This window comes from Bacteriovorax sp. BSW11_IV, from assembly GCF_000447755.1.
Classification (GTDB): Bacteria; Bdellovibrionota; Bacteriovoracia; order Bacteriovoracales; family Bacteriovoracaceae; genus BSW11-IV.
Genome location: NZ_AUNE01000010.1, coordinates 206,680 through 227,521 on the forward strand (window position 1 = coordinate 206,680; position 20,842 = coordinate 227,521).

At 37.4% G+C, this 20,842-nt stretch carries 14 protein-coding genes; 3 read left to right on the forward strand and 11 right to left on the reverse strand.

Annotation, left to right across the window (positions count from 1 at the left end; translation table 11 throughout):
* Nucleotides 1-127: 127 nt before the first annotated feature.
* The 11 genes from M899_RS03980 to M899_RS04030 all read right to left on the reverse strand — a co-directional run bounded on the left by M899_RS03980 (nucleotide 128) and on the right by M899_RS04030 (nucleotide 14,794).
* Entirely contained in the window at nucleotides 128-4,201 is a 4,074-nt protein-coding gene (locus tag M899_RS03980; protein ID WP_021270046.1) for a zinc-dependent metalloprotease, read from the reverse strand.
* Nucleotides 4,202-4,235: 34 nt separating this feature from the next.
* Nucleotides 4,236-5,060, reverse strand: a complete 825-nt coding sequence (locus tag M899_RS03985; RefSeq protein WP_021269961.1) for a hypothetical protein — start codon at nucleotides 5,058-5,060, stop codon at nucleotides 4,236-4,238.
* A 183-nt stretch (nucleotides 5,061-5,243) separates the two neighbouring features.
* Nucleotides 5,244-6,089 (reverse strand): ferredoxin, encoded by an 846-nt coding sequence (locus M899_RS18515; RefSeq protein ID WP_021270038.1) that lies wholly within the window; start codon nucleotides 6,087-6,089, stop codon nucleotides 5,244-5,246.
* Nucleotides 6,090-6,223: 134 nt separating this feature from the next.
* Nucleotides 6,224-7,144, reverse strand: coding sequence for a tRNA pseudouridine synthase B (locus M899_RS03995; protein WP_021270057.1), 921 nt, complete (start codon nucleotides 7,142-7,144; stop codon nucleotides 6,224-6,226).
* A gap of 6 nt (nucleotides 7,145-7,150) precedes the next feature.
* Entirely contained in the window at nucleotides 7,151-7,540 is a 390-nt protein-coding gene (rbfA, locus tag M899_RS04000) for a 30S ribosome-binding factor RbfA (RefSeq protein WP_021269946.1), read from the reverse strand.
* Nucleotides 7,541-7,549: 9 nt separating this feature from the next.
* Nucleotides 7,550-10,348, reverse strand: a complete 2,799-nt coding sequence (gene infB, locus M899_RS04005; protein ID WP_021270085.1) for a translation initiation factor IF-2 — start codon at nucleotides 10,346-10,348, stop codon at nucleotides 7,550-7,552.
* A gap of 35 nt (nucleotides 10,349-10,383) precedes the next feature.
* Nucleotides 10,384-11,793 (reverse strand): transcription termination factor NusA, encoded by a 1,410-nt coding sequence (gene nusA, locus M899_RS04010; protein WP_021269944.1) that lies wholly within the window; start codon nucleotides 11,791-11,793, stop codon nucleotides 10,384-10,386.
* 28 nt (nucleotides 11,794-11,821) lie between these two features.
* Nucleotides 11,822-12,337: a ribosome maturation factor RimP gene (gene rimP / locus M899_RS04015; RefSeq protein ID WP_021270055.1), complete on the reverse strand. Its 516-nt coding sequence runs from the start codon at nucleotides 12,335-12,337 to the stop codon at nucleotides 11,822-11,824.
* Nucleotides 12,338-12,513: 176 nt separating this feature from the next.
* On the reverse strand, nucleotides 12,514-12,972 hold the full coding sequence (locus M899_RS17460; RefSeq protein ID WP_021270139.1) for a GNAT family N-acetyltransferase: 459 nt from the start codon (nucleotides 12,970-12,972) through the stop codon (nucleotides 12,514-12,516).
* Nucleotides 12,956-13,513, reverse strand: a complete 558-nt coding sequence (locus M899_RS04025) for a hypothetical protein (RefSeq protein ID WP_021270066.1) — start codon at nucleotides 13,511-13,513, stop codon at nucleotides 12,956-12,958. The genes M899_RS17460 and M899_RS04025 overlap by 17 nt, the downstream gene beginning before the upstream one ends.
* A gap of 15 nt (nucleotides 13,514-13,528) precedes the next feature.
* Nucleotides 13,529-14,794, reverse strand: a complete 1,266-nt coding sequence (locus M899_RS04030; protein ID WP_021269975.1) for a winged helix-turn-helix domain-containing protein — start codon at nucleotides 14,792-14,794, stop codon at nucleotides 13,529-13,531.
* A gap of 198 nt (nucleotides 14,795-14,992) precedes the next feature.
* Here M899_RS04030 and thrS point away from each other — a divergent pair, with 198 nt between their 5' ends.
* From thrS to M899_RS04045, 3 genes are read left to right on the forward strand one after another with little or no spacing between them, the layout of a single operon-like run.
* On the forward strand, nucleotides 14,993-16,747 hold the full coding sequence (gene thrS, locus M899_RS04035) for a threonine--tRNA ligase (RefSeq protein ID WP_021270110.1): 1,755 nt from the start codon (nucleotides 14,993-14,995) through the stop codon (nucleotides 16,745-16,747).
* Between the two features lie 55 nt (nucleotides 16,748-16,802).
* On the forward strand, nucleotides 16,803-17,801 hold the full coding sequence (locus tag M899_RS04040; protein ID WP_021270035.1) for a D-alanine--D-alanine ligase: 999 nt from the start codon (nucleotides 16,803-16,805) through the stop codon (nucleotides 17,799-17,801).
* Nucleotides 17,801-20,833 (forward strand): aminotransferase class III-fold pyridoxal phosphate-dependent enzyme, encoded by a 3,033-nt coding sequence (locus M899_RS04045; RefSeq protein ID WP_021270120.1) that lies wholly within the window; start codon nucleotides 17,801-17,803, stop codon nucleotides 20,831-20,833. Before M899_RS04040 ends, M899_RS04045 begins: the two co-directional genes overlap by 1 nt.
* Nucleotides 20,834-20,842: the final 9 nt, after the last annotated feature.

Sequence of the window (20,842 nt, forward strand, 5' to 3'; positions counted from 1 at the left end):
GCCCCCTTATAAATTCCCAGTTTTAGTTTATTTAAAGACTTATAAGAAAGGACAAAAGAATAAAAAGATATATTAAAAGTCGAAAGATTATAGACAAATAAAAAGGCCCTCCGAAGAGGGCCATTTATTAGATAGACATTAGAATTTTAGTTAAAGCATCTAGTTTAGCATCTAGTTCTTTAGAGTTCATTCTGTACTCTTTCGCCACTCTTACAAACTCTTGAAGCACTTGTTCCTTAGGTGTTGCTTGTGCAATGAAAGCACTAAGAATATTCAATTGTTTTTGCTCAACAAATGGCATTAACACTTCATTCAACTTCTTGTCTGCAACAGTTGCATCTTGCTCTACGAATCCTTCTAAAAGAGCGCCAAGATTTGCGTTTGAATTGATGAATGGTGAAAGATATTTTTGAATACCATAACCCACTCTTGGCACTAGTTGTTGCACAATTTGAGATAATATTACTTCATTATGCTTAATACGTTCAATCGCTTCTTTTACAGTAATGATTGATTGTGCATCATCGGCCAAGTGTTCCGATATACTTGCATCTAGCGGAAAATTGATCTTATCTAAGGCCTCTTGAAGTTCCGATCTTACAATTGATACCTTTGAACTCACATCAAGAAGTTTCTCATCTAAAGTCTTCACTATTGCAGCAACAAGATTGTCTGACAATTCTGTCTTTGAAAGGTCTCTAAGAAAATTCAAATCATTTCTTTCGTTAATCAGCTCTCCAGTTGGAGATTGAGCTGGAGCGGCAACATAGTTACTTCCAACAGTAGTCTTTACGAAACCTTGTGGAATAACTCTTTCATCTCTAGTTCTTAATAGATAATATGCAGATGCCCTCTCCATACTAGCTTCAGTATCGCCTGGAATATATAGAGACTCAGCAACCGCAGCATAGTTAGATACAATCAGATCTTTTTCTGTAGCAAAAAACTCAAGAGATTCTGCTGCTAATGAGTTCTTAGCAAATGCTTCTCCAAGTGACTTTTTATCAACACCATTGATGACACGATTTTGAACCATGGCCATGATTTCATTTCTCCAAACTGGATTATCCATGAAGTTTGGATAGAAACCTTCGTAGTTGTGCGAAATAATCATTGGAATTCTGATTACTAATCCTAGCATTGCGAATTGTCTTGCGGCCTCTAGACCAGCAATTTGATTTCTTAAGTAGTCATCTTTGTTTCCAGGATTATTCGAAACTTTAATATCGTTAAGAATATATCCACCTTCAGCAACTAACTTTTGTCCAATGATTGAAGCAATGTCAGAACATGCATATACGTTCTTTGAATACATACCCCAAATTCTTTGTCTTGCTTGTTCAAAGTCTAAAACAGTTCTTGAACCATCAGATTTTTCAAGTTCACAAGTCTTAGCAGAGTGAAAAGCAACTTCTTTAAGGAATTCATACGCTTTAGTTGCAGCATTTAAATACCTTTGGTGTCCCTTAGCAATGTCAGAGTCTGATGCATTTAAATTCTTAACAAGAGCTTGGAAAGACTTTCCATCAAAACCTTGAAGGTACTTATTTGACTCTCCTAACTCTTTTGCAACATAGTATCTCCACTGATCGTGAATAGCTTTCAGAGAGAATACAGAGTTTAACATCTTATTAGCTAAAATATTTTGTGAAGGACTAAAAGCTCTGTCATACTTACGCCCATAAAGAGCTACGAATGACTTAAAGTCAGCAATAATGTGATCTACAACTTCTTCAGGGTTTGAACCTTGGTCCCATCTAGTACACAGTGGATCAGTTAGAGACACGTGCTCATCTGTACAGAATTTGTATGGCTTCGCAACTAGACCAGCAGAGGCCGTAGCTTCTTCGATACTCTTATTTGCAACTGAAAGTTCCTGACCTTCAACAGTATCAATTTTTTCAGCGTAACCAAACTTAATCGCCGCTACATCATACTTACCAGGAGCAACAAGCTCTGCTACGTCATTAGCAAGATAGTCCATAATTGACGAAGTCATCGCATGAACTTTATCAGATTTATCTTTCGAAAAGTTCTCAGGATCATTTGATCCAGAAAAATTATGTCTTAAACCAAAGTTGTGTCCAAGTTCGTGTACAACAGTTGATAGAACGTTCTCTTCTAGCAGCTTATTCGCACATTTTTCAACAACTTCAATTTCACGAGCATCGTATGTTGGCTTACCTGGTAAAGAAGCAAGTTCTTTAACGTAATCATTTACTTCACTACACTGCTCAGCAATTCTTTGATAAGAATCATTATCAACTACTGCGTAAGAGCAATTTGTTCCATGGCTAAAGAGTTGATCTAGAGAGCTATTTTCGTGATTATGCTTTTCTTTTTCTTCAGACTTTTTGATATTTAAAAGTTTATAGATAGCATTCGTTTGCTTCTCTAGTGTCTTTGCATTAAGTCCAAGCTCTTCTGCATTTGAAGTGAGCTTGCTTGAGTTTTCAAGAAGAACTTTAAATTCTGTACTATTTGTTAAAGAAGAGCTAATCATTGAAGCACTAGAACTTCCCGAAACTCCACCAATCGTAGAATTCAATCTATTAGAAGGAGCACTCGTTACAAGAAGTTCTTGTTTAGTCGTTTCATACTTTCCAAGTTCTTTTTTAATATAATTACGAACATTTGCAATAAGCCCTTCTCTAAATGGGTTTGCATAGATATTCGTTGTCGCTGAAATAATTTCTCCAGACTCAGAGTCAGAGATTGATGGACCATAGCCTAAAAGACCTGAACCATCTTTTGTATCAACGATATTTAGAATATTGTAACGGATATCTCCTAACTCAACGTCACGAGATTCATTAAGCACAACTTTAATACCAGTTCCGGCCTCTTCAAAAGCATGATTCCAGGCCTCAATACCTTTGCGCCCAACTTCTCTCATCTCTTTAGATGTATTTGTTGAGAAATAGTATTCAATAACTTTATTCTCAGGATTGAAACGGTTAAGAAGAACTAGCTTATCAAAGTCCTCATCACGGTATTGTCTATGGTTTTTAATATAGTGCTTATATGTTTTGAAAAATCCAAAATTGTTAAAATCTGATTTTCTATAAACTCTACCCGCGATCGGCTTATGAGCACGACGAAGAGCAAACTTTACACGAATTTCTTCTGAAGGATACCAAATTGTCCAACTGATAAAATCTTTGGCAACTTCAAGTTTTTGAAGAACACCATCTCTAACACCATCAGTAATTAAAGAAGAAACGTTCTTGAAATCAATTTTCATGAAACGTCTATCTTCCCAATTTTTTGCTTCTTTATTGTTATTATCAAGAGCAACTTCTTTCATTGAAACTTGACCATTAATAGTCTCACGCTTGTAATCAATCCAATTTACAGGCACCTTAAATGCTTTTTTCAAGTTGATATCATCTTCTCTTGAAATGATCTGGTCTAAGTTTAAGTTATAGGCAAGTACTGAATCTTTATATTTTTTAAATTCAATTCTAGAAACACTATCGGCCTCAGCATCAACAGAAAGGTCACGACCAATTGAAGTGGCATTTTTTGTAGAAGCAGAAACAATTGTTGCAGCATAGAACCACTGTCCATCAAAGAAATCAGCAGGGAAAACATCAATCTTTTGTTGAGCAGCAAATAGTTCATAAGAAGACGTGCTAGCAATTTCAAAATGAGATGAATTGGCCACAGACTTCTGAGACATTTCCATTAACTTTCTTGAATCTTCACCGTAAGAGTTCTGAATATTCTCAACACTTACTAGTCTTATTGGATAACCAAGAAGAGGAACTTTATAACGGCCATCATTTAACTGAGTTGCATATGTTAACTCATCAAATGGAATAGCATCTTTACTCGCAACTTTGTTAACAACAAGATACTTATCAGTTACTTCATACTGAATTTCGTATTTGTGATTTGGAAGACCTCTAAAAGTGAAGCCTTGAAATAATGGAGCATCTGTTGTGTACTCCACGATCATCATATTGTTCATTCCATCATAATTTCCTACATCTAACGATCTTGTCGCAGAAGATGCAGTACTTTCTGATTGAACACTCGAAGTCGTCGTTAGTTCAAACGTTTTTCCATTGTACTCACTTACATTAAGTAAGTTGCGACCTTGGCCTTGAGAAAACTCTTCTTGTCTCTCTTTGGCACATCCAAACGCCAGAAGCGATAGTGCGACGAAACTTGAATTGATGATTTTTTTCTTAGTCATTTTCTTTCCCTTGTTTGCTGCTTCAGTTCGAAAATTAATATCTGTAATCAAAACCTGTATAAATTTGCGATTCGTTTTTATCAAAAAGCTTCACATTACTATCCACTCCGTTTGAATGAAGAGCATACCCTCCAATAGAGTGACCAAATGAAACCGAAAGATCTGGTCTTACTTGGTATGCAACTGATTGATCAAAACTAAAAACGTCTGTAGTCGTTCCCGCAAAAGTCCAATTTCTGTAATAGATATTGTCGAAACTTAGCGAAAACTTATCGGCAAGTGCGTACTCAAAAATGAGTCTTTGTAGCACTCTATATTGAACATTTGATTCACCTGAAAAACGTCCCGTTTCATACTTATAGAACGACGTTTTTACATCTGGTAAATAGTAAAAATTTAGACCTTTAATAATATGATCCAGCCCCATTCCAAAAGTCACTCCCAGTGATAGTCCTGCAATCAATTCACTATCTTTACGTGACGCTTTTGACATAGGCGCTGTTAGAGATGATTTCACTCTTAAAAATGATCCTGTGACAGGGGCCTCAAACTTTCTTGTTAGCGTAAAAAGTAAATCACGGGCCTTTAATTCGCGATCGTTTGTAAACTCTTTATCAAAAGTTAAAGTATTGCTTATTGAATAAATACTATTGATCCTATATGAGCTCAATACGCTCAATGTATTAACGACATCATTCTCATTGCCCTTTTTAAGTGAGCTGCTTATAGAGTTTGATACCGTCACAGACAGATCTTTTGTCTTAGTGTTTAAATCTTGGACAACTGTATTGTTTCCTGCAGCTAGAGCACTTAATGAAACAGAAGACAAAATTAGTACATTTCCTAGTTTATTCAGCATGTTACTCCCAAAAGTAGAGATCTTTTACAAACTTGTTTGGGATTATTATTGCAACCGAGATGCCAAAAAACTGTAATTTATGATTGTTGAATTTTAATGACTTAGGATTAGATACTTTAGAAAATTGAATAAAAAAAGGGCCCTTGTTAGGACCCTTATCTTATCTTTTTGGCGTAAGTGTAATTAGCCGGCCTTAGTGAATTTAATAACTTCAGTAGGACAGGCCTCTGCAGCTTCAAGAATCTTCAAACCATCATCAAGTGGAGCACCTGATCTAATGAGACATGTTGTGTCTGTTACTTCAAATACTTCTGGGAAAATACCTTCACAAGCATTACAAACGATACAACCATCTTCAATCCAAACTTTTGAAACAGCAAAATTCTCTTGTGTAGCAGCTCCTGCACCAGCACCAGCATCTGCAAATTGCCCAGCAAACTCAGGGTTTGTTGAAATTTTCAGAGACTTATTTGAAGCTGGAAATGGCTCAGCAATAAAAGTGCGGTTTACAGATGTATAAACTGGCTTTGTAGCAGCTTTTACATTTACTTCATTAAATTGCTTAGCTGTTTGACTAGCAGCTTGTCTTGCTTCTAGAAACTTTCTCGCTTTCATTTCAAAGTGGTGAGTTACACTGTCTTTAGTAGACATAACTTCAAGTTGAATTAATGAATCATCAAGTCTATTTGTCTCAATGATTTGCTTCATTCCTGGACCCATATCTAGATCTTCAGCAAAGATATCATTTTTTGCAGAAAATTCCTTCGCCACATCAACTTGCGTTGGTGAGCCAAATGGGTTGAATAGCCTTACTTTAATGCGATCAAATTTAGCTGGCTCTCTGGCCGCATTCCATTTGAAAGAAAAAGCAAAACCTGTATCTCCAAGTTCTGTTTTTAAAATTGAAATTTTTGGTTTCGCAAACAGAAAGTGAAGAGCGCCAGATAGTAGGGACAATGCTCCTAGGGTAACTACAAGTCCAATCCCAGCTAGGGCAGCAATACCCATGGCGATCATAGTCGTATTCACTCACAACTCCTTAGTTCTAAATCTCTATATATCGTTTAAAATTATAATTATCAGTTATAGGGCCATTCTAACCTAAAAGTGTACAATTCGTCTAAATTATTTCGAGAGTTTAGAATCGAAAATGTACATTTTTTTCAGGGAATGAGCCTCACATTAATCTTCAAGCGTCCTTTGAGCACATGACACTGCCCCAAAAGCCTGTCTTCATCAAATAACCAGTATTGACCGTCTTCATACGGACATTGAACATCGGCCCCATTGAGTACTAATTTCAACTTCCCCTCAGGTACCTGAACTTTCTCATAAGGTAATAGCGTAAAAAATGGTGTCGCTAATTTTTCAACATCAATCTCTACCCCACGCTCTGGCCAAAACTCTTTAACAAGTGAGCTCTCACAAGAGACATTTCCAATGGCCTCACGCTTTAACTCTTTTAGGGCCCCTGCCGTTTTAAGTTCAAAGGCCATATCTTCAAATAACGTTCTAATATATGTTCCACTACTGACCATTGCGCGAAAAGTAACTTTTGGAAATTCATAATTCAAAATTTCCAGAGAGATAACCTCTCTTTGAACGGCGTCTTTTTTAATAAAAACACCTTTTCTTGCCCACTCATATAATGAGCGACCTTCATGCTTAGTTGCTGAAAACTGCGGAGGCACTTGCATATAAGGTCCTTGAAATTTCTTTTCAAGAAGATTTTTTAGCTCCTCTAATGTGGCACTCTCTAGATGAGAAGCATCTACAGCTTCACTTTCGCTATTCTCACTTAAATCCCCTGTATTGGAATGAATCCCGAGAATACCTTCAGCGACATAAGTTTTCGGCCCTTCATGAACAAGGTCAGTAAGTTTAGTGGCATTTCCAATAGCAATAAGAAGAACACCTTCAGCAAAAGGATCAAGTGTTCCAAAGTGACCAATTTTTCCAAAACCTTTTGGAAGATGGTACTTGAAGTGCCTTACGACATCGAATGAACTGACATCTTTAGGTTTGTAGACATTAAATACAAAAGGGCCATAAGCTGGCCCTTCATTTTTATTTTTTCGACCCATGATGAATTATTCCTCATCCTCGTTTGAATCGTCGTCAGAAAAACTCTTTCCTAGCTCCTTCTCACTATTAAGAAGATCACTAATTTTTTGCTCTTCAACAAATTGAGAGTCATAAACAAAACGAAGTTCAGGAACTTGTCTTACTTGAAGGACTTTCGCAAGTTGTGAACGAATTTTTGGAGCTGCGGCCTCGATGGCCTTTTTGCAATCTCCACGACGAGAAATATCAAATGTATCCCAGTAGATGTCTGCGTATGAATAATCAACAGACATTTCCACTTTAGTTACACTTAAAAAAGAGAGGCGTGGATCAGACGCCCCTGTTCTTAGAAAAGAGTTAATCTCTAGAACTAATCTCTCAGTGTACTTTTCTTTTTTAAAAGATTTCTTGGCCACAAATAATCCTTAAATACTCATTGAGTCAGATGAATTGTTAGCAGCTTTCTTAGCTTCTTTTTCAAGATCTTCAAGAGTTCTCTTCTTTTGAATCATCATATAAGCTTCGAATGTATCGCCAGTTCTGATGTCATTAAATCCTTCAAGACCAACACCACACTCGTAACCATCTTTAACTTCTTTAACATCATCTTTAAATCTCTTAAGTGATGACATTTTTCCATCAAAAATAATTTTTCCGTTACGAAGAAGTCTAACATTACATCCAGACTGAATCTTACCATCAACAACGTAAGAACCAGCAATAACACCAACTTTTGGTACAGAGAATGTATCGCGAACTTCCGCGCGTCCAATGAATTCTTCAACTGTATCTGGATCAAGAAGACCTTCGATAGCAAGCTTAATGTCATTGATTAGCTCATAAATAATTGAGTAAGTTTTAACATCAACACCATTTTGTTCAGCTAATCTTCTTGCTGAAGTTAGAGGTCTCATATTGAAACCAAGAATGAACGCACCTGATGAAGTTGCAAGAACAACGTCACTATCAGTAATTGGACCAGCTCCACCTGCGATTACACGAACTGTAACTTCCGCATTTGAAAGAGGTTCAACCGATTGTTTAATAGCTTCAAATGATCCTTGAACGTCAGTTCTAACGATAAGGCAAAGCTCTTTCTTAGGAGTCTCAGCACCGCCAGCAGCAGCAAAGAAGTCTTCAAGAGAAAGTTTTTGCTTAACAGGAGCAGCTTCAAGTTTCTTTCTCTCAAGCATTCTGTTTTCTGCTACTTTTTTAGCTTCTCTTTCGTTTTTAGCTACGTTCATAACATCACCTGGTGTTGGTGCTTCACCAAGACCAAGGATCTGAACAGGAACTGAAGGGCCTGCAGAATTCAACTGCGCTCCCGTACTATCAATTAATGTTCTAGCGCGACCAAAAGTCTCGCCAACAACAATTGAATCACCTTTTTTCAGTGTTCCTTTTTGAACTAGGATAGTCGCAACCGCTCCACGTCCTTGTTCAACCTTAGATTCAATAACCACACCTTCAGCATCTCCTTTAGGATCAGCTCTTAGTTCAAGAATTTCGGCCTGAAGAGCAATTGCTTCTAGAAGACCATCAACACCATCACCTTTAAGTGCAGAAATTGGACAGAATTGAGTTTCACCACCCCATTCTTCAGGAGTAATGTTGAACTCTGTAAGTTCTTGCTTAATTCTATCAGGGTTAACACCCTCTTTATCCATTTTGTTTACAGCAACGATAATTGGCTTATTTGCTGTCTGACAGAAACGAATTGATTCTTTTGTTTGTGGCATTACACCATCGTCAGCTGCAACGACAAGAACAACAATATCCGTTACATCAGCTCCACGCTGTCTCATTGAAGCGAACGCGGCGTGACCTGGAGTATCTAGGAAAGTTAGTTTCTTACCGTTAACATCCACAGAGTAAGCACCAATATGCTGAGTGATACCACCGGCTTCACCAGCAGCAACTTTTTCAGATCTAATATAATCTAGAAGAGTTGTCTTACCGTGGTCAACGTGACCCATAATTGTAATGATCGGGTTTCTTAGTGGAAGATCAGATGTATCAACATCTTTATCAGTTCCTAGAACCTTGCTCTCATCAAAAGAAACGTCTTCAACTCTATATTGGTAAAGAGCTGCAATTTGAGAAGCAAGCTTCATTCCAACGTAGTCTCCGGCCTTAATCAATAGATTTAGGTCAAGACACGCATCAATCATATCTTTTAATTTAACAGAAAGCTTCTTCGCTAATTGTTCAACATCAGCACCTTTGTGGAGTTTAACAATACGTTTAGATTCTTTTACTTCTGTAATTAATGTATTTTTACTTGGACCTGAGTACATCTTTTTCTTCTTTACTGTGCTGTAAAGTGGTCTACCAGCGACACCCAAAGCAGTGTATGACTTCAATTCTTCGTCGGCCTTAGTTTGTACAAGAACTTGTGAACGACTAACTGGCGCCCCCACTTTCTTGCCTGAAACCATAGTTGCAAGACCACCTAAGCGCTTCTTGCTTGCCTCACGTTTCTTTTCGTCATCTTCTTCGCCTTCACCGCTCGATTCTTCTGTCTGATCATCAGTTGTAGTAGCTGCGAAAACTTTCTTCTTTGGACGATCTTCAGTTTCTTCTTCCTCTTGAGTAGCTTTCTTTCTGACTTCTACTTTAGGTTTAGAAACAACTCTTAGACCAAATTTCTTTGTATTTAAAAGCTCTTCTGGAGATTTTTCATCTTCTGTCTCAGAAGTTTCTTCTTCTACCACTTCTTCCGTTGCTTCTTCAGCAGCTGCTTCAAGAACTGGTTCAGATTCTTCTTCATCAGAAATTTCTTCACTCTCTTCAGATACTTCGTTAATTTCTTCGTCATCAGAATTTGACTTCATTTCAACAGGAGATTGAGTTGCTTCAGCGCTTACAGCGCTTTCTTCTTCTTCCTCATTGCTAGACGACTTTCTTACAACAACAGTTTTCTTACGACGAGTAACTGTCTTTGCTTTTTGATCGTCTTCTTCAGAAGATTCTTCTCCCTCTGCACTCGCAGCAACTTTTTTCACCACTTTTTTCTTAGCTGCTTTTTTTACAACTTTTTTCTTCTCAGTTGGTTTCTTGTCTTGATCTGCACTTGAGTACTCTGCCAGAACCTTCTCGACCTCGTCGTCAGACAAAGACGTCATGTGGTTTCTAACGGCGTAACCTTTAGCTTTAAGACTCTCCACTAGATCCAATGCGCCAATATCTAATTCTTTGGCCAATTCAAATATTTTCTTAGGCATTCATTTCTCCGTTTAATCTGAATATCTAAATTCCATTATTTAATTTTAAATGCAGCAAGCTCTTCACGAAGCCTTTTCTCTGCTTCAGAGAACTTACTCTCTCCCTCATCTTCTTCTCTTTCATTATTTTCAAGAAGACCTTTATAAGCTGGTACAGCAGAAGCTGAAACCAAATCTTCATCTTCACTTGGTTGAAGTTGAATATTTCCAGCAGCGATTGCATCTGTAGCGGCAGAAACTAGTTTTGCACACTCATCAGTTGACATTGCTAAAAGAACAGCTAATTCAGAAGCATCGGCAGCAGCTAGGTCACCAACGGCCATAAAACCATTTTGAACAAGCACCTGAGCGATTGCATCTGTAACACCATCAATTTGAATAAGGTTGGCAACAGACTTATTAACTCTCTCTTGAAGTTTAGACTTAGAGATGATGTTAATTTTGAAGCCTGTAAGCATCGCTGCAAGTCTTACGTTTTGACCTCTACGACCAATTGCAAGTGATAGTTGATCTTCATCAACAACAACGTCCATTGAATTCTCTTCACCGTTGATTTGGATATTAGAAATTTCAGATGGCGCAAGAGCAGCTCTAGCAAAAGAATCTACATCATCAGAGTATTTAACGATATCGATCTTCTCACCTTGAAGTTCATTAACAATATTTTGAACTCTTGAACCTTTCATACCAACACAAGCACCAACTGGGTCAATTTCTCTGTCTACAGAAGTAACCGCAATTTTAGCGCGTTGACCTGGCTCACGAGCAGCAGATTTAATTTCAATTGTTCCCTCTTGAATTTCTGGAACTTCCATTTCAAAAAGTTTAACAAGAAATAGTGGAGACGTTCTAGAAAGACGAATCTCAGGTCCTCTATTAGTCATAACTACATCTGTTAGGTAAGCTTGAATTCTATCGCCTGGCTTAAAGTTCTCACCTGGGATAATTTCTCTACGAGAAAGAACAGCATCGGCCTTACCAAGGTCAACGATGATATTTCCTCTTTCATATCTTCTAGCGATACCTGTAACAAGATCACCTTCTTTGTGCTTGAATTCAGAAAAGAGAATTTCTCTTTCAGCATCACGCACTTTTTGGAAAATGATTTGACGAGCTGTTTGCACATCAACTCTTGTAAAATTAGGGTTTTCAATTTTTATCCCTAATTGGTCACCAACTTCTACATCTTCATCTAATTCTTTAGCGTCATTTAATGAGATTTCAACAATAGCATCTCTCACTGTTTCAACAACGTTTTTATATTGATAGATTTCGATATCGTCATCAGCTTCATTATAACGAGTCTCATATTCACCTTGGATTCCAAACTTCTTTCTTGCTGTTACAAGAAAAGCCTGCTCAATGGCCTTAACAATAATGGCCCTGTCGATTCCACGATCTTTTCCAAGCGTTTCAATTACTCTTCCTAGTTCTGAAAAGTTCATACTAACCTTCCTTAATCAATTTAATTCTCTAATTTTCGAGAATGGGTTCTAAATTTGCTTTTTTAATATCTGAATACTTAAGTTCTATTTCATTGCCTTCAACATCGACCAAGATCCCTTGCTCATCTGCATTTTTTAGGACACCAATAAACTTCTTAGAGTTCTTTAGTGACCTTGGTAAATCAACCTTGGCATACTCATTCAATTTACCAAAAACTGTGAGTTGTACACGCTCATTCACTCCACCAACAAAATGTTCAACTGAAGTTAAGTTTCTAAAAATCCCAGGACTAGAAACTTCAAGAGTCAACTCACTTGGCATCCACTCTAGCGTATCAATATGAGGAGACAGAGCTCTATCCACGGCAGCACAATCATCTAGAACAGCTGTTTTTGTCTCTGGGTTCATAATGTAGACACGCAATGTGTAGCTACCGTAAATATATTCAAGGTCATAGAGTTTATACTCAAGCTCTTCTACAACTTGTGTACACAGCTCAAAAAACTTTTTCTCTAAACCTTTACGTTCTTCTTTTAATACCATCTCATTCCAACCAAAAATTTTTTGGTCCCTAATAAAAAAAAAGGGCAGATCTTAAATCTACCCAAAAAGCAAACTGCTTAATGTCTTAGAACACTCAATAAATAAAAAATTGAAGTGTAGTACACTTTTATCAATAATTTACTAGTTTTGCAAGAACTGAAACGATCAGATTTATATTAGTAATTATACATAATATACGCATCATCACCATTTGAATAAAAATTCTTTACGCGACGCTGCACTTCTATACCGCATTTTTCATACAACTTTATGGCAGCTTCATTCTTGGTGGCCACTTCTAAATAGATTCCAGATAGGCCGCGCTCCAACAAATCTCTTACACAGGCCATCATAAAATTATATCCTATTTTTTGTTTACGGGCCGACTGATCAACGGCAATCTTGTGCAAATGGCCTACTTCACCATCATTTATCTCTTCAAATAGAGCGCTGGCCTGCAATTGACCATTTTGACGATAAAGGAATAAATGAAATTTTCGAGTGCGACAAAAATCTTTCCAAGAGTTCAATGTCCAGGCATATGGGAAGTTTAGCTCATCAAAGTGCACAAGCTCTTGGAAAAGGGCCTCATCTGGCATTTTGGTTTCATCGAAATAATCAGTAATATAATTCATAATTCACCTTTTTTAGCACTGTTTCTAAAAAGGAGTTCAAAGATTCTGTTTGACGATTTTTTGATCGAGATATGAAGCGATTTCTTAAATAAACTTCTAAATATAGCAGCTCTTTTTCAATTTCATTTAAATCTGAAACAGCTTTGTAGCAAGACTTGAAGTTAAGAGAAACTAATAATTCAGGATTAAAAGAAACTGACGTTCCTGGAATAAAATTTCGAATTTTTAATAATGTGAGAAGTAATTGAACTTCACTCTCACGTTTTCGAAGCTCTTCCAAATCCAATGGCAGTGCTCCAAAATCAAGGGGTGCCTGATTTGGCAAATTATTCTTTTCCATATGGCCCACAAGAAATGATTTCTTGAGGCATCTAAAGCGGCCATAAGAATTTAAAATGGGATTTAGTTCAGAGACAAAGTAAGGTCTCGTTTCAACGCGAAAAACAGCTCTGTCTTGGACGAGAATTGTTCCCGACTTTTCAGCAAAGCCTGCCATAGAGCAGGCCAAGAGCAATGAAACAAGCGCGATCCTTCGCACCATGATTTCCCCTTGTGATTAAACTGGTGAAGCTAAATCAACGTTGGCAATCGGTGCTTCTGGATGAGATTTTGCTTCCATGTGGAATCTGATCTTCACAAGTGGATTAAAAGTATAACCGTCTTTTCCACGGATAATATACTTTCTCTTGTCATCAGTTTCACCTTTAGGCTCAATCAACTTTCTTAGACGTGACACACTTGTATAGATCAATTTGTCATGAATAAGAGGATTGTATTCATCTTTCCAAATAGCTTTTGCCAACTGTTCTTTATCATAATAGGTTCCAGCATTTTTTGAAAGAAGAAATAAAATCTCAAGAAGAACAAAACGGTGCTTGAAGTCAATGATTCCAAGATGTCTCTCTTTAATTAGACGATTTGTCTTATCAAGATAAAGATCAACACTGGCATCATTTACATCTTCAATTTCAGAAAGAATAAGTTGTTCTAAACGCTTAAATACTTTTGGATCATTAACCTCTTTTGATAGCTCAAAATATAGTAGCGCACGAGAGAAGTCTCCAGAAAGCTTATAGGCCTTACCTTTAAGAAGAAGAATATAACCGTGAAGGTTCCAACACTTCTTATCTTGAAGGGTATTATTAGCAAGAGTTAAGTAATCAAGGGCCTTATTGCTATCACCAATTTCAACAAAAACTTTTGCAAAAAGGTTGTACATAGCACCACGAAGGTATGATTTATCAACAATCTCTAAAAGATCACTTAGTTGTTTAAGATAAACGAGAGATTCATTTAATGAATTTCTGTGAAAGGCATTTTGCGCGAGCGCAAGTAAACATTTAGCTAGTAAATCTGGCTCATTTTCTTCACGGGCCTTTTTACAAGCTAATTCGTAATTTTCTCTAGCAGTAATAAAGTCACCGCTATAATTTTTTACGATCCCTACGTTGTAGAAGTATTCTGCATGCAGACTTCCCAGAACAGTCGCAAGGTTTTCAACAAGAATTTCAGCTTGCTGAATATATGTTTTCGCTTTGTGATTTTCTAATTTTTCAGAAGCAATACGAATCAAAAACCCGTAAATTTTGAACATTGAATATGTATCACGAGGCTCAGTCGCAAGACTTAAGGCCTTGATAAAATTCACTTCTGCGTTTGTTAAGTCGGCCTTATCGTAATAAATCTTACCCAATTGGTAGTAAGATCGACCTACTTCTAAATCGTTAACTGCTTCCTGAGGCGGTATTAAGCTTTCTTTGTTCGCTAAAAAAGCCAGTGTTCCAATAGTCGCTTCAGTGTTTATGCTGCTGGTTTCGTGCATAGAGTTCCCTTGTCAAAATTCCCATCTATGTTTCCCAAAGATGCGAATACTTACCACATTTTCACGCTGATAGTCAAAATCTATTCATAAATATGTAAAAATTATGTTCAACTCGTTGATTTAATAGGTACGCATTGCTATTGTGTGAAGATATAAATTTAGAGTATTTTTAGCGACTTAGACTCGGAGCACAAACAAATGGCAAAATTTGACCTCGATACTATTAGACACTCGTCGGCCCACCTTATGGCCCAAGCTATCAACAGGCTCTACCCTGATGCTCATGTGCAATTTGGTGTTGGACCCGTAATCGATTACGGCTTTTACTATGATGTAGACATGGACCACAAGCTTACCGATGAAGACCTCGTTAAAATTGAAGAGACCATGCAACAGATCATTAAAGAAGATCTGAAGATAGAAAGAAAAGTAATGTCTCGTGATGAGGCCGTAAAATTTTTCGCAGATATGGGACAAACTTTAAAAGTAGAACTTATTAAAGATATTCCCGCTACTGAAGAAATTTCTTGCTACCAACAAGGTGAGTTTATCGACCTGTGCCGTGGACCACACGTTGAGAGTACAAAACAACTTTCTACAAGTTTTAAGCTTCTTAACATTGCCGGTGCTTACTGGCGTGGTAATGAAAAAAATAAAATGCTTCAAAGAATTTACGCTGCAAGCTTTCTAGATAAGAAAGATCTAAAAAAATACTTGAGTGATCTTGAAGAAGCTAAAAAACGCGACCACAGAAAACTTGGTAAAGAGTTAGAGCTTTTTCACTTTGAACCAATGATTGCTCCAGGGTCACCATTTTTTATGCCAAAAGGTGCTTTCGTTTATAATGAACTTATCGAGTTCATGAGAAGAATTTACAGAAAGTTTGGATACTCAGAAGTTATTACGCCGCAAGTTCTGGACAGTGAACTATGGCATACTTCAGGACACTACGCTCACTACAAAGAAAATATGTACTTCTCTAGCATTGATGAAAGAGAATACGCAGTGAAGCCAATGAACTGTCCATGTCACATGCTTATGTTCAAGCATTACAAGTACAGCTACCGCGACCTACCTCTAAGATATGCAGACTTTGGACGTCTTCACCGTTATGAAAAAGCTGGTGCTGTCGCAGGTCTAACTCGTGTTAGAACTTTCTGCCAAGATGATGCCCACATCTTTATTGCTCTTGATGAAATTCAAGGGGAAATTCAAAGCTTAATGGAGATGTTCTTCACTTGTTACGAACACTTCGGCTTCCAAGGTATCAAAGTTAATCTTTCAACTCGTCCAGAAGAAAAAGCGGGAGACGATGCGACTTGGGATAAAGCTGAAAATGCCCTTAAGCAAGCTCTAGAAAGTTCAGGATATGAATATTTTGTAAAAGAAGGAGATGGTGCATTTTACGGTCCAAAAATTGACGTAGAAATCGCCGATGCCCTTGGAAGATACTTCCAACTTGGAACAATCCAACTAGATTTCCAACTTCCAGAGAGATTTGATCTTACTTTCACAAATAAAGAAGGTGCCGACGAAAGACCTGTAGTTCTTCACCGTGCCCTACTTGGATCTCTTGAAAGATTCTTCGGTGTTTACCTTGAGCACGTTGCAGGAGCATTCCCATTCTGGTTGGCCCCTGAACAGGCCATTATCGTACCAGTTAACAATGATATTCATCTTGCTTATGCAAATGAACTCGCTCGCACACTGAATAACAAAGGTCTGCGCGTAAAAGTTGACGATAGAAATGAATCAATGGGTTACAAAACTCGCCAAATTCAAAAGGCGAAGGTTCCTTATATGATCGTTATCGGAGATCGCGAAATGGAGACAAATTCAGTCAGTCTTCGTGGTTACGGAGAAAAAGGATCAAAAACTTTAACTAACGATGAACTTTTCTCTCTTTTTGCTGAACTAGATGCCGATAAAGTACCTAAGAAACTAAGAAATTAAATGATATAATGGGGCAACCATAGGTTGCCCCTTTTTTGATACAAGGATAAGTGTCATGAAAAAAAATATTCTCCTCATCTGTGGCGGGGGAAGCACAGAACACGAAATTTCCCTCATCTCTGCCGAATATATCTACGAAAATCTCAAATCGAATCCAGACTTTAATATCTTTCATGTCACTATTCAAAAAGATGGTGTCCGCATAGATCGCGATGGTCTTGAAGTAGAACTTCGTCGTGCGGGAGAAATTGTCTGGAAGGAAAGTGGCAAGAGTGAAAGGCTTCACTTTGCAGTTCCTTGCATTCATGGGCCTCCTGGAGAAACAGGTGAAATTCAAGCCGTTTTTGAAATGATGGGACTTCCCTATCTGGGTTGTGGCCCAGAAGCAAGTCAAATTTGTTTTAATAAGATTACAACCAAACTTTGGTTTAATGCTCTAGAAATCAATAATACACCTTATATTTTCCTAAGTGAAAATAGCGCGGAATCAGTTAAAAAGGCGCAGGATTTTTACGACAAAAATAAAAGTGGCTTCATCAAGGCCGCTCGTCAAGGTTCAAGCGTTGGATGCTATCTTGTAAAAGAGAAGAGCGAAATTGAACAGCATTTAGATAATGCTTTTAAACTTTCAGAACAAGTTCTAATGGAAGTAACAGTAAATGCGAGAGAGCTAGAAATCGCCGCTTATGAATATGATGGCAAAATCCATGTCACAATTCCTGGTGAGATTAGTTGTCCATCAAAGTTCTACACTTATGAAGAAAAATATTCTAATGCCTCACATACAACAACTGAAGTTGTCGCGCCAAATCTTACAAGCGATCAAGTTAAAGTTATGCAAAACTTTGCACGCAAGGCCTTTACAGGACTGAAGCTTAAGCACTTGTCGAGAATTGATTTCTTCTTAACTGATGATGGCAAGATTTATCTTAACGAAATTAATACATTCCCAGGAATGACTCCCATTTCGATGTTTCCAAAAATGATGGAACACAATGGTCATAAATTCAAAGATTACTTAACTCAAATCATTACAAAGAATGCGAGAAGCTAATGAAACTAATTAACAAGAACGATGAAATTTTTGCAAAAAAAGAATTAGATAAACTCTACGACAATAAAAAGGCCCCGGCCGAAAAGAAAGAATATCTTACAGATTTGAAAAATGGTCGTGGTCCTTATTTTGCTGTAGAAACAAGTGATGGAAGTCCCCATTACTTTATGGATGCAGCCTCACAAATTGCAACTCTCGGTCTTGGTTTCAATCCTTCTTCTTTCTTTGGTACAAATCATTTAGAAGAATGCTGGACAAATGAACAGCATACACAAAATTTTCTGAATCTAAAAAAATCACTCAACGACTTTTTTCAAAGAAAATTAGGTTGGAATAATGTTCACATGAGCTTCACAAATTCAGGAGCTGAATCAAATGAAGTGGCACTAGGACTTGCTTATAAAAATAGGGCCAATAAAAATGCCAAAAAAGTCCTGTGCTTTGAAGGCTCTTTTCATGGCCGTATGATGGTTGCCCTGATGAGCACTTGGAATCAATCAAAAAGAGCGCCATTCGAATGGCCTGGTTTTGAATCAATCTATGCTCCTTTTCCAGAAGATAAATCAGGTCAGGCACTTATTAAGGCCGATAAAGAATGGCTTAAAACTTGGGAAAATGCCGTATCGAGAAGTTTCACGGCCCCAAAAAGTAATGATGAACTTGTTCAAAAAGAAATTGATTCACTAACATATGTTCGTGACCACATTAAAAATGGCGAGATCTTCGCCGTTATCATTGAACCAATGCAATGTGAAGGCGGAGATCGTTATGCTACGAACCGCTTCTTTCAAGCTTTAACAGTTTTATGTAAATCTTACGGTGTGGCCATTATTTTTGATGAAGTTCAAACAGGTTTTCACTTAGGTCGTGAATTTTTCTGGCACAAAGAATTTCAACTTCAAAACTCGAAAGGAGAAGAAATTCTACCCGACTATGTAACATGTGCAAAAAAAGCACAAACTGGAATTGTCCTCTCTCCAATTGATGGAATCGAAAACCAAGAAGTTTCAGTTGCAAGTATATATCGCGGATACATCCATGCCCTCATGATGGATCAATTGAGCGATGATATTGTTGATCTTGAAAAAAGAACAGAGAAAAAACTCTATGATTTTTGTCGCAAGCACGCTGACTATGTCACAAATCCGAGAGTTCATGGAATGGCCTTTGGATTCGATTTAAAAGACAAGGCCAATGTAAATGAATTTATTAAACACAGATTTGAATTTGGTCTTCTCTATTATCCGGCGGGTGATGAAACGCTTCGCTTTAGATTAAATACGGCCTATAGAGATAGTGATATAGACTTCTTATTTCAGCACATGGACTTGATTGCCAGAAGAGTCTTTAAGAATGAAGACGTGTCACCACTAGAGTGTGCTCCGGAGTTTTCTAATAAAGTTGAAGATACTTATTTTTGGCAAGAAATCTTTATTGAGGCCAGACTTTTAAAGCTCGCCGACAAAAGTGCTTCAACGCTTGTAAAGATGGCCAAGGAATGGATTGAAGAGAGAACTCAATTTACTTTGACTGAAATAACTCTTTCAAATTTTGCACAATACAAAGATAAAATTATCGCTCTTGAAAAAGAGGTCTATGAGCCCGCACGCCAAACAGAAATTGAAAAGTTCGAAAAAACTGTAACTCACAAAAACTCATTGGCCTATGCTTTAGAAAAAGAGGGAAAGATTTTGGCCATCTCCTTTGCCGGTCCAATGAAGCTCTATCCACTTGAGCGTGGTCTTAGAAAAGATCCAAACTTTGAAAATGAAAATTGCCTGTATATGCTTGACACAACGGCATCGAACAATATGCAAGGAAAAGGTCTAGGAACATATCTTAAAAACTATCTATTTTTAAATGGTATTGAAAAAGATATTAAAAAAATCAACGGAAGAAACAGAGACCATATGGCCAGGGCCATGTTCTCTATAAACCTTTCTCTCGGTGCTGTGTTAACAGACTACATGAGAGAGGACTACCCTGATTTCGAACAATATAGAGATGTCCTTTACTATAACTCTACGACAGAGTGGAATAAAACGACGAACTTTCTAAGTAGCGCCATCAATGCCCCAATGGGACTTGGCAATCTTGATGTAAATTACTGCAAAGAACAACTTCCTTCTTTGATTAATAAAATTTGCCTCTCAAATTTTATCAGTAAAAGATTTTCAAATTTCATTACTAAAATGCTTTCGTCTTTACCGGCACAGCTTAGACATAGTTATACGGCCAGTGGGCAAAGTGAATGTGTAGATAAAATCGCACGCTCTATTTGGTTTAACCAAGATGAGAACAAAAAGAGTTTTAAAAATATCACTTTTGATGGTCATTATTTTGGGAAAGGAAGTTTTGTCTCACGCTCATTATCGTATGGAGATGAATTCTTTCCAGTAACGAAAATCACCTGTCCAACTGTTGATAAGGATCGTTCACTTAAGGAACTTGAAACGGCACTAAAAAATGAAAAATTCTTGGCCTTATGGCTAGAGCCTCTTATAAGTAAAAAAATGGAGAGGATCTCAAAAGATACGCTCAGAGAAATTTTAATGATTGCAAAAAAATACAACACTCCAGTTGTTTATAATGAAACAGCATCTTCTCTATACCGCTATGATATGGACTCATACAGTGTATCAAATATTGAAGAACTTAGACCAAATGCTGTGATGATCTTCATGGGAGGACAGGCCGCTCTGTGTGCAATGGAAGAGCAGTTTTTCATCGATAAGCCTCTCATGGTGATTAGTACTTGGGATGGTGATGAATTCTCATTTGGAACTTATCTTAAAGCAAAAGAGGCCATTGAAAATGATATGGCCTTGTACAAAAAAACAGTTACACAATTTCAAAATGAACTTGGAGCGCTTTTAAATCACTACCCTATTTCAAAAATTGATATAGACTCAGGTGTTGGGCATTTCACAGGACATATTCCTCTAACGACACAAGCTCTTTTTGAAAAAAATGGTGAGAACTTTATCGTTTGTCCGAGTTATGAACAAATGAAGAAGTTTTTAAAATACTAATTAAGAGCT